The 13,144-nt window shown below is 71.3% G+C and carries 16 protein-coding genes; 5 read left to right on the top strand and 11 right to left on the bottom strand.

What is annotated here, in order from left to right; translation table 11 throughout:
• Position 1 precedes the first annotated feature (1 nt).
• The 9 genes from IPJ95_08310 to IPJ95_08270 form a co-directional block, all read right to left on the bottom strand.
• Positions 2-517, bottom strand: a complete 516-nt coding sequence (locus IPJ95_08310; GenBank protein MBK7923621.1) for a thiosulfate oxidation carrier protein SoxY — start codon at positions 515-517, stop codon at positions 2-4.
• 93 nt (positions 518-610) lie between these two features.
• Positions 611-1,192, bottom strand: a complete 582-nt coding sequence (locus tag IPJ95_08305) for a TetR/AcrR family transcriptional regulator (protein ID MBK7923620.1) — start codon at positions 1,190-1,192, stop codon at positions 611-613.
• 47 nt (positions 1,193-1,239) lie between these two features.
• Positions 1,240-1,728 carry an arsenate reductase ArsC gene (locus IPJ95_08300; protein ID MBK7923619.1) on the bottom strand — a complete coding sequence of 163 codons (489 nt, stop codon included), beginning with the start codon at positions 1,726-1,728 and terminating at the stop codon, positions 1,240-1,242.
• On the bottom strand, positions 1,725-2,813 hold the full coding sequence (gene arsB, locus IPJ95_08295; GenBank protein MBK7923618.1) for an ACR3 family arsenite efflux transporter: 1,089 nt from the start codon (positions 2,811-2,813) through the stop codon (positions 1,725-1,727). The genes IPJ95_08300 and arsB overlap by 4 nt, the downstream gene beginning before the upstream one ends.
• Complete coding sequence (locus tag IPJ95_08290; protein ID MBK7923617.1) at positions 2,810-3,286, bottom strand: GNAT family N-acetyltransferase; 477 nt, start codon at positions 3,284-3,286, stop codon at positions 2,810-2,812. The genes arsB and IPJ95_08290 overlap by 4 nt, the downstream gene beginning before the upstream one ends.
• Positions 3,247-4,113: an arsenite methyltransferase gene (locus IPJ95_08285; GenBank protein ID MBK7923616.1), complete on the bottom strand. Its 867-nt coding sequence runs from the start codon at positions 4,111-4,113 to the stop codon at positions 3,247-3,249. Before IPJ95_08285 ends, IPJ95_08290 begins: the two co-directional genes overlap by 40 nt.
• Before the next feature lie 41 nt (positions 4,114-4,154).
• Positions 4,155-4,478, bottom strand: coding sequence for a winged helix-turn-helix transcriptional regulator (locus IPJ95_08280; protein ID MBK7923615.1), 324 nt, complete (start codon positions 4,476-4,478; stop codon positions 4,155-4,157).
• 26 nt (positions 4,479-4,504) lie between these two features.
• Positions 4,505-5,194 carry a DUF2064 domain-containing protein gene (locus IPJ95_08275; protein ID MBK7923614.1) on the bottom strand — a complete coding sequence of 230 codons (690 nt, stop codon included), beginning with the start codon at positions 5,192-5,194 and terminating at the stop codon, positions 4,505-4,507.
• Positions 5,176-5,868: a glycosyltransferase family 2 protein gene (locus IPJ95_08270; GenBank protein ID MBK7923613.1), complete on the bottom strand. Its 693-nt coding sequence runs from the start codon at positions 5,866-5,868 to the stop codon at positions 5,176-5,178. The genes IPJ95_08275 and IPJ95_08270 overlap by 19 nt, the downstream gene beginning before the upstream one ends.
• A gap of 172 nt (positions 5,869-6,040) precedes the next feature.
• Here IPJ95_08270 and IPJ95_08265 point away from each other — a divergent pair, with 172 nt between their 5' ends.
• Positions 6,041-6,631 carry a hypothetical protein gene (locus IPJ95_08265; protein ID MBK7923612.1) on the top strand — a complete coding sequence of 197 codons (591 nt, stop codon included), beginning with the start codon at positions 6,041-6,043 and terminating at the stop codon, positions 6,629-6,631.
• Positions 6,632-6,635: 4 nt separating this feature from the next.
• Here IPJ95_08265 and IPJ95_08260 read toward each other — a convergent pair whose 3' ends face one another.
• A complete protein-coding gene (locus IPJ95_08260; GenBank protein MBK7923611.1) occupies positions 6,636-7,007 on the bottom strand; it encodes a hypothetical protein in 372 nt (123 codons plus the stop codon).
• Between the two features lie 17 nt (positions 7,008-7,024).
• A complete protein-coding gene (locus tag IPJ95_08255) occupies positions 7,025-8,800 on the bottom strand; it encodes a M6 family metalloprotease domain-containing protein (GenBank protein ID MBK7923610.1) in 1,776 nt (591 codons plus the stop codon).
• Positions 8,801-8,949: 149 nt separating this feature from the next.
• Here IPJ95_08255 and IPJ95_08250 point away from each other — a divergent pair, with 149 nt between their 5' ends.
• From IPJ95_08250 to IPJ95_08235, 4 genes are read left to right on the top strand one after another with little or no spacing between them, the layout of a single operon-like run.
• The gene (locus IPJ95_08250; GenBank protein MBK7923609.1) at positions 8,950-10,131 is read left to right on the top strand and encodes a pyridoxal phosphate-dependent aminotransferase family protein; all 1,182 of its coding nucleotides are present in this window, start codon (positions 8,950-8,952) and stop codon (positions 10,129-10,131) included.
• A complete protein-coding gene (locus IPJ95_08245; protein MBK7923608.1) occupies positions 10,128-11,267 on the top strand; it encodes an N-acetyltransferase in 1,140 nt (379 codons plus the stop codon). The genes IPJ95_08250 and IPJ95_08245 overlap by 4 nt, the downstream gene beginning before the upstream one ends.
• Positions 11,264-12,235 (top strand): NAD(P)-dependent oxidoreductase, encoded by a 972-nt coding sequence (locus IPJ95_08240; GenBank protein MBK7923607.1) that lies wholly within the window; start codon positions 11,264-11,266, stop codon positions 12,233-12,235. The genes IPJ95_08245 and IPJ95_08240 overlap by 4 nt, the downstream gene beginning before the upstream one ends.
• A complete protein-coding gene (locus IPJ95_08235; GenBank protein MBK7923606.1) occupies positions 12,232-13,104 on the top strand; it encodes a phosphatase PAP2 family protein in 873 nt (290 codons plus the stop codon). The genes IPJ95_08240 and IPJ95_08235 overlap by 4 nt, the downstream gene beginning before the upstream one ends.
• Positions 13,105-13,144 lie beyond the last annotated feature (40 nt).

The following is a 13,144-nucleotide window of genomic DNA, read 5'->3' as shown; positions in this document are numbered from 1 at the left end:
GTCAGCCGCACCCGTTCAAAGTGGTTTCGACCTTGAGGTAGTCCGCCCACAGCTCGCCGCCGCTGGTCTCGACGATCGCCCGGATGACACTCGTGCGCTTCATCTTGATGCGGGTCTGGATGGCGACCGGCCCGACCAGCGGAGAGAGGTGGAAGGCGGTCACCAGCGGATCGGGGTTGTGGTCCACGATCAGGAACACGCTCTTCACGTGCTGCTCGGCGGTCATCGGCAGGTCGGACTCGATGATCACGGGGACGTAGCGCCCATCCTCGGCCATGGCCGGCATGTCGAGCGTCACGTGCCCGCGGGTGATCGGCCGGCCCTGGAAGCGCTCATCGAAGATGCGCTGCACGATCTCGTTGGGGATCGGCGGATCATCCGGTCCCGGCCGGCTCACCCGGACCGCGGCGGCGAGTTCACGGGACGCCCCCGTCAGCCCTTCGGCCGCCACGGCCAGCCCGATCAGGCCGCAGGCCTGCAGAAACATCCGCCGCTCCTGAATCACCTCATCAGCCATCACACCCTCCCGATGGAATCGTCCCGGAACCTGAGCCCGGGGGCGGGCGCCGTCAAGCGCAGCCCCCCCAGGCCACCGCCCGCCACTGCGCCACTACCCCTCGCTCGTGAGGGCACCGACCAGCCGGAGCGCCACCGACGCGAAATGCGCCACGTCGCGCCGGGAGCGGGCCAGCAGCATCGCGCCTTCAAGGCCGGCAAGCAGCGCGCTCGCCGCCGCCTCCGGCTTGCCATCGAACCGGAACTCGCCGGCGGAGCGCCCCTGGGCCAGCAGCCGGCCCAGCCACTGCTCCTGCTCCTCGAAGAACGCGAGCACCTCGGCACGGACCGGCTCGGGCAGCGTGGCGACATCGGAGGCCAGCATGCCGTACAGGCACATGTGGTCCCCCTCGCGCAGCGCCTCCTGGAAGAGCCGCACATAGCGCATCAGCCGCCGGGTGGCGTCGGGGAACTCCCGGTCGAGCTGCGCCAGGCGCGCCGCGAAGGCCTGACGGTACCGCGCCGCCACGGCGCGGGTCAGCTCCGCCTTGCTCGGGTAGTGGTAGTGGATGCTCGCCTTGCGGATGCTGAGCGCGTCCGCGATGTCGGCGTAGCTGAATGCCTCGTAGCCGCGCGTCTGGACCAGCTGCTCGGCGATATCGAGGATGCGGTCGGCGGTCGGAGCAGGCGCGGTCATGCGGTCAATCTACTAGTAGGTAGTCCTGCGTCAACCGGTCTCGCGGCTCACCGAGTGCCGATCCCCCGTACCTCGCGCTCCAGGGCCAGCCGCTCGAGCTTGGCGATCGGCAGGGCCAGGAGCAGGTCGATCCGTCGGCCGAGGGTCACCATCGTGTCCTGGAAGGCACGGCGCTTCACCTCTTCGGTTCCCTCGACCTCCGCGGGATCCGGCATGCCCCAGTGCGCCAGGATCGGGGTGCCCGGAAAGATCGGGCAGGCCTCCCTGGCGCGATCGCACACCGTGATCACGAAGTCCCACCGCTGGGTCTCGAGCCCGTCGAGGCCTTTCGGCACCTTGCCTTCCCACCGGATGCCCGCCTCCCCGAGGACCTGGACGGCGAAGGGGTTCACCCGGCCGGCGGGGCGTGACCCGGCGCTGACCACCTCGAACCGGCCGGCGCCCTTGTGGGCGAGCAGCGCCTCGGCGATCTGGCTGCGGGCGGAGTTGCCGGTACAGAGGATGAGCACGCGGAAGGGAGCGGGGGCGGAGGTCATGGCGTGGTCGGGGTGAGGGATGGGGCGGGCGCGTCGGGGAAGAAGCGACGGGCCCAGAGCGAGACGTACACGAGACCGACGAGGGCGGGCACCTCGATGAGCGGCCCGACCACCGCCGCGAGCGCCTCGGCGGAGCTGATGCCGAAGGTGCCGATGGCCACCGCGATCGCCAGTTCGAAGTTGTTGCCCGCCGCGGTGAAGGAAAGCGCCGCCGCCTCGGGGTACCCGAAGCGGAGCCAGCGGGAGAGCAGGAACCCGAGGCCGAACATGATCAGGAAGTAGATCAGGAGCGGCAGCGCGATCCGCAGCACGTCGAGCGGGCGGTCCAGGATGCGGTCGCCCTGCATCGCGAACATCAGGACGATCGTGTAGAGCAGGCCCAGGAGCGCGGTCGGGCCGATGCGCGGCAGGAAGGTCTCCTCGTACCAGGCGGCGCCCCGCCGGCGGACCAGGATGCGGCGGGTGAAGTAGCCGGCGAGCAATGGGATGCCGAGGAAGATGAGGACGCTCTTTGCGATCTCCAGCATGGACACGTCGAGCCCCGCGCCCGCCGCCCCGAGCCATCCCGGCACGACGGCCAGGAAGAAGTAACCCAGCACCGAGTACGACAGGATCTGGAAGACCGAGTTGAGCGCCACCAGGACCGCGGCCAGCTCCCCCGAGCCGCAGGCGAGGTTGTTCCAGATGAGCACCATCGCGATGCAGCGGGCCAGCCCCACGATGATGAGCCCGTTCCGGTACGCGGGCAGGTCGGGCAGCAGCAGCCAGGCCACCGCGAACATCACCACCGGGCCCACCACCCAGTTGAGCACGAGCGAGGTGCCAAGCAGCCGGCGGTTGGCCACGTGGTCGCCGATCGCCTCGTACCGCACCTTGGCCAGGACCGGGTACATCATCCACAGGAGGCCGATCCCGATCGGCACCGAGACGCCCGCCAGCTTGACGCGGTCGAGCGCCGCGCCAAGCCCCGGGAACGCCCGCCCCAGCACCAGGCCGAGCGCCATGGCCACGAAGATCCAGACCGGGAGGTAGCGGTCGACCGTCGAGAGCCGCCCGAGGACGGGGGCCGCCGGCGCGCCGGTCATTCGGTGCCCCGGTCGACGGCCTTGCGCATCACGCTCGCACTCGTGGGGCAGACGCTGGCAAACTCGCTGCTCGCCCGGATGGCGGGCGCCACGGCGTCGCGGGGAATCGGGGCGTAGCCACGGTGCGCAAAGAACGGCTCCGCGGTGGTCGTGAGGAGGTAGAGCGAGGCGAGCCCCTCGGAGCGGGCCAGCCGCTCGACCTCGAGCACCAGCGCGGAGCCGAGCCCGCTCCCGCGGCGGTCGGGCCGGACCGCCAGCGAACGGAGCAGTCCGTCCGTTCCATGCCGCTCCAGGCCGACGATGCCCTCGAGCCCGCGGTCATCCCGGACGCCCAGGAAGTGGATCGCAGGGGAGAGGTCGGCCACCGGGAGTCCGTTGGCCACGAGCAGGGCCGACACCTCGGGCAGTTCGTCAGCCCCGAGTGGCGTGATGTTCACCGTGCCCCGCCGCAGCAGCTCGGCCCGCACCCGCATCCGGCCTCCGGCTTGGTGGCGCGGATGAACGCCCCCATCACCTTGCCGTCGAGCTCGGCGGCGAGCGCGTCGGCATCGAGCCCGGCGTCGCCCAGGAACTCCCGCGCATCGGCGGCGGCGTACACACGGGTCGGCTCCACCGAGGCCTGGGTGAACCCGGCCCGGACCAGCTTGCCGATGTACTCGTCGTCGCCCAGGGCCCCGGCCACGCACCCGGTCCACAGCGCCAGGCTCTGGCGCACGGTGGCCGGCAGGGTGCCGCGAGTGACCACGTCCGACACAGCAAAGCGCCCCCCCGGCTTGAGCACCCGGAACGCCTCGGCGATCACCCGGTCCTTGTCGCCGGAGAGATTGATGACGCAGTTGGAGATGATCACGTCCACCGAGTTGTCGGGCAGCGGGATCGCCTCGATCTGGCCCTTCAGGAACTCCACGTTGGTGGCCCCGGCGCGCGCCTGGTTGGCGCGGGCGAGGGCAAGCATTTCATCCGTCATGTCGAGGCCGTAGGCCTTGCCCGTCGGTCCCACCCGCCGGGCCGAGAGCAGCACGTCGATGCCGCCACCGGAACCCAGGTCGAGCACCGTCTCGCCCGGCCGGAGCTCGGCGAGGGCGGTAGGATTGCCGCAGCCGAGCGACGCGAGCAGCGCCTGGGCCGGCAGGCCCTCGGTCTCGACGGCGGCGTAAAGGTCGCGGGTGATCGGATCCGCGGAGCCACAGGAGCTACCGGTCCCGCAGCAGCCCGACTTCTGCCCGCTGGCCGCCTGTACCGCCGCCTGGCCATAGCGCTCGCGCACGATCTGGGTGATGTCGCTCATGCCGAACTCCATCAAGAATTGTTGATACGACAATGAAAAAAAGAGCGGCGACTTCAGCAGCACCGCCGCTTCATGGTGAGCACCGCCAGCCCGGGCGAGAGCGAGCCCAGGGCCTCCTCGAGCCCGTCCAGCGCGCCCGGCACCAGGGAGTAGTACGACCAGCGCCCCTCCCGCCGATCCTGCACCAGGCCCGCTTCCTTCAGGGCCTTGAGGTGGAATGACAGCCGCGACTGCCCCGAACCGAGGGCGGCGGTCAGGTCGCAGACGCACCGCTCCCCGTCCCGCAGCATCCCCACCAGGCAGAGGCGGGTCTCGTCGCTGAGGGCGTGGAACACCCGCGCGAGGCGGGTCAGGTCGGCACGGGCAACGGTCGTCACGGCTTCAATGTATCAAGAAATGTTGATCAGTCAAGACCGGAGGCGGCCAGCCACTGCAGCAACTCATGCTGGGCGGGCAGCAGCCCCCGACCGGCGGCGCGCGGGTGGCGGGCCGCCGCGGCCAGGTCGGCCGCCACGTCGACGTCCGGCAGCTCCGGAAGCTCCGCCACCCGGCCACCCAGCAGCGCCATGAATCGCTCCGCGGTGTCGGAGGCGCTGTACGGTACCGCCAGCCAGGTGTCGCGGGGAACCGATGAGCGCCCGCCGAACAGGTAGTAGCCCCCATCCGCGGCCCGCCCGATCACGAACGGCTCGCCCCGCCGCAGGGCTCCCGCCGCGGCAAGGAGGTCCTCGGGGGACAGCAGGGGACAGTCGGCGCCGAGGAGCACCGCGGCGCCATGGCGCTCGAGCAGGTCGAGATAGACACGGTCGAGGCGATGCCCGAGGGAGCCATCGCCCTGCCCCACCAGCGCGAAGGCGCCCCAGCGCGGGTCGGTCAGCCCCTCGGACTCGGCCACGGCCCAATACGGGACCATCCCCGGCAGCCGCGCCGTCGCCGTCGCCACCACCTCCTCGACCACCGCGAGGCACCGCTCATAGCACCCGGCGGCGGCCACGGCCCCGATCTCGGCGGCCAGCCGGGTCTTGGCCGGCGAGCGTCCGGGGGTCTTCACGAAGATGGCCACCGCGACTTCGGCTAGGGGCGCGTGAGCCATCGCAGGCCCTCCGGGATGGCCTGGCGCGCGGTGAGCCAGAGGTGGGTGGCGGTGGTGCGCAGCCAGCCGCCCCGACGGTACTTCCGGGCACTGGTGTAGATCGGCCGGCCGACCGACCGGACGGGCAGCCCCCCGCGCCGCGCGGCCCAGACCAGCAGGTGATCCTCGCCGTACGCCGCGGACTCCGGAAACCCGCCCAGCGCGTCGAAGGCGTCGCGGGCAAGGGCCAGTCCCTGGTCGCCGAACGGAAGGCCCAGCAGGCGTGAGCGGAGGAGGGTCCCCACGGCGGTCAGGCGCATGAGGGCAGGGCCGTCATCCCGGAACCGCAGGTCGAAGTACCAGAGGGCGGGCGCGCCGCTGGCCAGGCGCTCCCGCAGTGTCGGGAGGGCGTCGGGCGGCAGCAGGGTGTCGGCGTGGAGAAACCAGAGCCATCGTCCCAGCGCGCCGTGGGCACCGGCATTGAGCTGGCGGGCCCGCCCCGGGGGGCCGCGGAGCCAGGCCGCCGCGGCGGGCACGCCGGTCGGGGGCCGCGGCTCGGTGGCGCTCAGCACCAGCTCCTCGCCGGGCAGGAGCTGGGGTGCAAGGGTGGCGACCAGGTCGCGCCAGGATTCGTCGCCCGGGCCCACCGGGACCACGATCGAGAGCGAAGGGGCATCGGCCCGGGAATCCGTCATCCGGTGATCCGGCGCACACGCAAGCCGCCGGGCGGACCGGCATTCTCGGCCGGCGCCTGGGCCCCTCGACGCACCACCCCCGCGCAACCCCGTGCCGGGCTGGCACTTGAGACCGGCTCCCGGCGGGCTCGAAGCTTGCCAATATCGCTCATGCATCCTCAAGGAGTGGCTCATGCGGCGACCCGCCCTGCCCGTCCAGCTCATGCTCGTGATCCTCTGCCACGCCGGTGCCGCGTCGGCCCAGACGCTTCCCGCGCGCCCGGTCCCGCTGGGCGAGCCGGTGCGTGGAGGATCGTGGAAGGACGGCGAGCTGGTGCTGGGCCGTACCACACTGCCGGGCGCGCGGCGCATGCTGAGCGGCACGGATTCGATGGTGGTCAGCCGCGTGGCGGATGGCAACCCGCGCCGCCTTCCCGCGGAGTTCGCCTGGGAGGTGGGCGGGGTCACGCTGCGGCCGCGCTGGCAGTTCGATCCCGGACGCGGGTTCTTCCAGCTCTACTTCGACGACAACGAGCGACTGATCTTCGCCCTCGACCGCACCGAACGCCCCGAGCTCAAGCGCACCGACCTCCTGGCCCGCTATCCCCGGGCGCTGCGGGTGCAGCTGTCCGACAGCTTCGACCAGTTCCAGGTGGATGTGCAGCCGTGCGTGACGCTGACCGCGCTGATCGACCGGGAGAAGGACCACGTGCTGCAGTTCGGCTATGCCTGGACCTGCCGCACCCGCGCCCCCGCCGAGTCGGGTCCGCCGCCGGGCCGCTGAGGCGTCAGGGAACGCTGGCCACGAGAAAGAGCCGCGGGCCGGCCACGTCGAGCAGGGCGTACGACGAGTCGTCGGCCACCTCCTGGAGCACCACCGCGTAACGCACCCGCAGGTCCGGCACCCGCACGCGGGCGATGACGCCGTGCAGGCGGTTCCCCGCCACCAGCACCTGGTGGGCCACTCCCGAGTACGGCGCGGCATCGAGGTAGGTCCCCACCGCTTCCACCGAATCCACCGCGCCGCCTTCGACCAGGAACAGCACCGCCCCGACCGGGCGTGGCGCATCGGCCAGCACCACGTCGAGGGTGCCCGGCACGGGCCCGAGCGAGTCCTCGCCACAGCCCAGGCCCAGCGCCAGCAGGAGCGCTGCGGCCACGGCCCGCCACCCGCGGTTCATGGCGCCCTCCCCTGCTGCGCGGCGGTGAAGAGCTGCTGGCGGTACCAGGCAAGGAAGTCGCCGCTGTCATAGCGGCCGTTCCCGTTCCCGAGGGAGTCGAGCAGCGCCACCTGCACCGGGGTCAGGGTGCCCCGCCGCACCAGGGCATCGCTCGCCTGGGCCAGGGTGAGCAGGACGGTCCCGGGGGTGGTCCGCGTGAGCCGGAAGGCGATGGTCCCGCCAGCGGCGAGCTGGCGGATGGAATCCAGCGCGAAGCCTGCGGATCGCCCCTGGTTGTCGACGGCCGCCGGCGAGGTCAGCTCGTCGAACCGGGTCGCGCCACTGCTGCCCGGCCAGGGGTCACCGCCGTCCCCGCGATTCCGGGAACCCGGCTGGCGCAGCTGGTTGAGGCCATCGGCCTGCACCAGGGCCACGCCGTGCACCGCGCCGACGTTCACCGCGTTGCCCTGCCGGAATCCGTGGGCGGCCACCTGGCCGGCATCCACGTGCCAGAGGAGCAGCCCCGGCGCCTTGGCACAGGACCGGGTCCGGAAGGTGCACGCAGGATTGAGCTGGGCGGTATCGCTCCCGATCGGCTGGCGGTTCTCGAAGAGGAAGTACTCGTCCGTTCCGGTCACCATCAGGGCCAGGACCGTGTCGCCGCTGGCGAGTGGCGGCACGGTGACCGTGCCGCCCGTGGGCACGGTATCCACCGCGACCCACCCCAGCTCGGCCAGCGACCAGGCGTCGAACCCCGCGGGGCTGTACGGCTGGGTGTAGTTCCCGCTCCCCATGATGCCCCACTCGCCGATTCCCTGCGTCACCGCCGGGCTGCGGAGGTTCGTGTCATAGAGGTCGGGCAACCCGAAGGCGTGCCCCGTCTCGTGTGACACGGTGCCGACCGGCATCAGCTGGCCCGCGGTGCAGGCGTCCGGCCCGCCCACCGCGCTCTGCAGGGTATAGTCGCGCACCCGGACGAATTGCCCGGGGATGGCCAGGCCCTGGGCGTCGCGCCGCGGGCTGCGGGTGACGTACCCGCCACTCGACCAGGCGCCGACGTCGTAGCGGTGCGCCCACAGATTGGTGGTCCCGCACGCCCCGTCGACCTCTGGCTGCAGGAATGTCACAAAATCCACGACGCCGTCGTCATCACCGGAGTTGGGCTGGCCGTCGGCCCCATCGTTGTCGAACAGGCCCCAGTCCGTGCTCCCGGTGTCGGACCTGGCCAGGGCACCGAGCAGCAGCTCGCCAAGCGGCCGGGCCCCGTGGGGGCAGGCCGCGAGGACACCGATGCCGTTGCAGCCGTCCTCGTAGTACTGGTCACTGCTGTCGGCGGTGACCCAGCCGAAGACCACGCCGTCGATCGTCACCGCGCCCCGCGAGGCCTCGGCATAGTAGGTCCGGACGCTGTAGGGGAGCGGCGCGGGTGTCGTCGCGAACAGGACCTGATGGTAGGACGCGGCGGGAAAGGGAGCGGCCACATTGGCGAACGCGATCGGGATGACCGGCACGGTGAAGGCGCCGGCGACCCGGCTGGCTGACAGCCCGGGACTGTTCAGCCGGGCCAGCTGGCCGCGGCCCAGGAGGGCGCGACGCCGCGTGCGGACACGATCCGTTCCGGGGCGCCACGCGCCATCCGGCCGGAAGTCGAGGCCGTCCACCTCGAATCGCCCCACCTGGGAGCGGGGGTAGTCCGGGCCGGTCGGTGCGGGCGCGAGGGTGCCCAGCGCAAGGAAGGCCGGGACCGACCACCGGCGCAGGAGTCGCCGGCCGGTCCCACGAATCAGCGGCATGCTGCAATCTAGCGCGGGGCGGGAGCGGTCCGGGCCGGTTGCTTGTGTCTCGCGAGACAAGCCGTTAGCTTGTAACGGGTTAGTATCATGACCGGATGTTTCCCCAAGGTCGGAGAAGAGGCGCCGTGGATACCCAGATCATTCAGAACATCCAGCTCTTCGACAAGTGCCGGCAGTTCACCAAGGCACGCGAAGTCCAGGCGGCGGGGCTGTACCCCTACTTCAAGCCGATTTCCGATTCCGAAGACACCGCGGTGGTCATCGAAGGCCAGAAGCGGATCATGCTCGGATCGAACAACTACCTGGGCCTGACCCACCACCCCAAGGTGCTCGAGGCGGCCTCCCGTGCGCTGCATCGCTACGGCTCGGGGTGCACCGGCAGCCGGTTCCTGAATGGCACCCTCGACCTCCACGGCCAGCTCGAGGCCGCGCTGGCGGAGTTCCTGGGGAAGGAAGACTGCCTCGTCTTCTCCACCGGTTACCAGGCCAACCTCGGGCTCATCTCCGGCCTGATCGGCCGCGGCGACCTCGTCTACCTCGACAAGCTCGACCACGCCTCGATCGTCGATGGCGCCAAGATGTCGTACGGCGACACCCTGCGCTTCAGCCACGGCGACCTGGCGGGCCTCGACCGCATGATTGAGCGCACCCGGAACAACCGCGGCGCGATGATCGTGGTCGACGGCGTGTACTCCATGGAAGGGGACATCGCAAACGTCCCGGAGCTGGTGCGCATCGCCCGCAAGCACGGGGTGGCGCTGGCGCTCGACGACGCGCACTCCCTGGGCGTCCTCGGCCCCAACGGCGACGGCACCGCGGCGCACTTCGGCATGACCGACGAGGTGGACCTGATCGCGGGGACCTTCTCGAAGTCGCTGGCCTCCATCGGCGGCTTCGTGGCGGGCTCCGAGAACGTCATCCACTTCCTCAAGCACCACAGCCGCCCGCTGATCTTCACCGCGTCGCTGCCGCCGGCCAACACCGCCGGCGTGCTGGCGGCGCTCGAGGTGCTGCGAAGCGAGCCGGAGCGGCGCACCCTGCTGTGGGCCAACACGCACCGCTTCATCAACGGCATGCGCGACCTCGGGTACAACATCGGCGAGACCGAGACCCCGATCATCCCGGTGCTGATCGGCCCGATGGAGACCACGTTCGTGTTCTGGCGGAAGCTCTACGATGCCGGCGTCTTCACCAACCCGGTCATGCCGCCGGCGGTGCCACCGTCCCAATGCCGGCTGCGCACCAGCCTCATGGCCACCCACACCTTCGACCAGATCGACTACTGCCTGGAGCAGTTCGCGTCGATCGGCAAGGCCCTGGGGGTCATCTGACCGCACCCGTCACGGTCCGGCCGGTGCGCGACGGCGCCGGCCTGGACCGGTTCATCGCCCTGCCCTACGAACTCCACGCGCGGGACCCACTCTGGGTCCCGCCGTTGCGTATGGACGTCCGCAAGCTGCTCGACCGCGCCGCCAACCCGTTCTTCGAGCACGGGGAGGCCGAGTACTTCCTGGCCGAGCGGGGGGGGGGCGTGGTGGGCCGCATCGCGGCGATCACCAACCGGCTGCACAACGAGTTCCACGCCGACCGGGTCGGGTTCTTCGGCTTCTTCGAGTCGGTGTACGACCAGGACGTGGCCACCGCGCTCTTCGAGGCGGCCGCGGCCTGGCTGCGCGAACGCCAGCACGACGTCATGCGCGGGCCGGCCTCCTTCTCCACCAATGATGAGTGCGGACTGCTGATCCGGGGATTCGACACGCCGCCCACGCTCATGATGCCTCACAACCCGCCGTACTACGAGCGGTTGCTCGACGCGGCCCGGTTCACCAAGGCCAAGGACCTGCTGGTGTACCGGGGTGGCTACCAGGGCTACTACCTCCCGGTGCCAGAGCGCCTGGCGCGCGGCACGGAGCTGCTGCGCCAGCGCCTCGGCATCACCATCCGCCCGATGAACATGCAGGACTTCCGGGGCGAGGTGGAACGGATCAAGGTGCTGTACAACAAGTGCTGGGAGAAGAACTGGGGCTTCATCCCCATGACCGACCGGGAGATCGACCACCTCGCGGAGCAGTTCAAGCCGGTGGCGATCGCGGACCTGGTGCCCTTCGCCGAGAAGGACGGTGAGGTCATCGGCTTTGGGCTGGCCCTACCGGACCTGAACGCGATCTTCCAGCGGCACCGCTCCGGCCGCCTCACGCCCGCGCTGCTCGCCGACCTGCTGCTCACCCTCAAGCTGCGCCGGCTGCGCCGGGCGCGGATCCTCCTCCTCGGCGTCATCCCGGAGCTGCGCGGCAAGGGCATCGACGCGATGCTCTACCACTGGATCTGGACCAAGGCGGCCGAGCACGGCATCTACTGGGGCGAGGCAGGCTGGATCCTCGAGGACAATCCCGCGATGAACGCGGGGCTCGAGAAGATGGAATTCTCGGTCTACAAAACCTACCGGCTGTACGACCGGCCGCTATGAGGGCGCTGGTCACCGGCGCCACGGGGTTCGTCGGCAGCCACCTGGCCGAGACCCTGCGGCGCCAGGGAATCGAGGTCACCGCATTGGTCCGCTCGCCCGCCAGGGCTGCCGGGCTGGTGGCCCAGGGCGTCCGGACCGTCACCGGCGACCTGCATCAGCTGCCCGCCCTCCGCGAGGCGGTCCGGGACGCGGACCTGATCTTCCATGTGGCGGGCCTGGTCGCCGCCCGTGACGAAACCGAGTTTCTCGCCGGCAATCGCGACGGCACCCGGAACCTGCTCGAGGCCGTGCCCGCCGGGGCGCGGCCTCGCGTCGTGCTGGTCTCGAGCATGGCCGCGGGCGGACCCGCTCCACGCGGCCACCCGCTCCTGGGCAACGAGCCCCCGCGCCCCGTCACCGCGTACGGCCGCTCGAAGCTCGCGGGCGAGGACGTGGTGCGGGCCGGCCCGTTGCCGTGGACGATCGTACGACCGCCGATGGTCTACGGCCCCCGGGATACCGAGGTGCTGAAGGTGTTCCGGCTCGCCCGGACCGGGATCGCGCCGGTGTTCGGGGACGGCACCCAGGAGCTTTCCGCCGTCTACGGCCCCGACCTGGCCGCCGCCCTCCTCGCGGCGGGGACCAGTGAACGGACCGTGGGCGGGACGTACTACGCCTGCCACGCCGGGGTGTTCACCAGCGCCGAGTTCGTACGCGCCGTGGGAGCCGCGCTCACCGGTCGGCCGCCGCGGGTGGTGCCGCTGCCCGCGGTGCTGGCCCGTGTGGCGCTCGGGATCACCGGCGCGGCGGCCCGGCTGGCCGGGCGGGCCACCATCCTGACCCCTGACAAGGCCAACGAGTTCTTCCAGCCCGCGTGGACGGGTGATCCCGCGCCGCTGCTTCGCGACAGCGGCTGGCAGGCAGGGCATGACCTGCCCGCAGGCCTGCAGGCTACCGCCCAGTGGTATCGCGAGCAGCGCTGGTTGTGAACCCGCCGGCTCCGCTGCGCCCCGTGGACTGGCTGGTCCTCGGGTACGCCCTCTTCACGGCCCTCCTCGCGCTGCTGCGCCTGCCGGGGTACCCTGCGGTGGGCGGGGTGCTGGTGGCCAATGCGCTGATTGTCCTGCTGGTGGCGCTCGCGCGGCACGCCAGCCCGGGGCCAGCCGGGCAGGTCCTGCGCACCGTGTATCCGCTGCTCACCCTGGGCGCCTTCTACCCGGCGATCGACCTCCTCAACCACTTCGGCGCCATCGCCGTGCACGACGCCGCGGTCCGGGGGTGGGAGCTGGCGCTCTTCGGATCGGAGCTGAGCCGGACCTGGTGGGAAGCCTATCCGAGCCCGTTCTGGTCGGCGCTGCTCCACGCGGTCTATTTCGCGTACTATCCGATCGTGCTCGGCCCGCCGCTGCTCTTCCTGGCGATGGGCCGGGCCGAGGCGGCCGAACGCAGCGTGCTCTGGCTGATGGCGACGTTCCTCACCTGCTATGCCGTCTTCCTGCTCTACCCGGTCGCCGGCCCGTATTACGAGTTCCCCCGGCCGTCGCCCGCCTTCCTCGACAACGGCCCCGCCCGCCTCGTCTACCGGACCCTGGCCCGTGGCAGCGCCTACGGCGCGGCGTTTCCGTCGTCCCACGTGGCGGCCACGCTGGTCGCGGCCGCCGCCGCCTGGCGGGGCTGGCGCCCGCTCGGCGCGATGCTGATCCCACCGGCGGTGCTGCTCACCGTCGGCGTCGTCTACTGCCAGATGCACTATGCGGTGGACGCCCTGGCCGGCACCGGGCTGGCGCTGGTCCTGGTCCTGGCCCTGGGGCCCATCTCCCGGGCCCACGGCCCGGAGCGCCGTGACGAGCGGACATGACAGAGGGCCCGGGGCAGTGCCCCGGGCCCTCTGAACAGTG

This window comes from Gemmatimonadota bacterium, assembly GCA_016713785.1.
Taxonomy (GTDB): Bacteria; Gemmatimonadota; Gemmatimonadetes; order Gemmatimonadales; family GWC2-71-9; genus JADJOM01.
The sequence above is the reverse complement of the archived record's forward strand: the minus strand, read 5'-3'. Positions and strand labels throughout refer to the sequence as shown.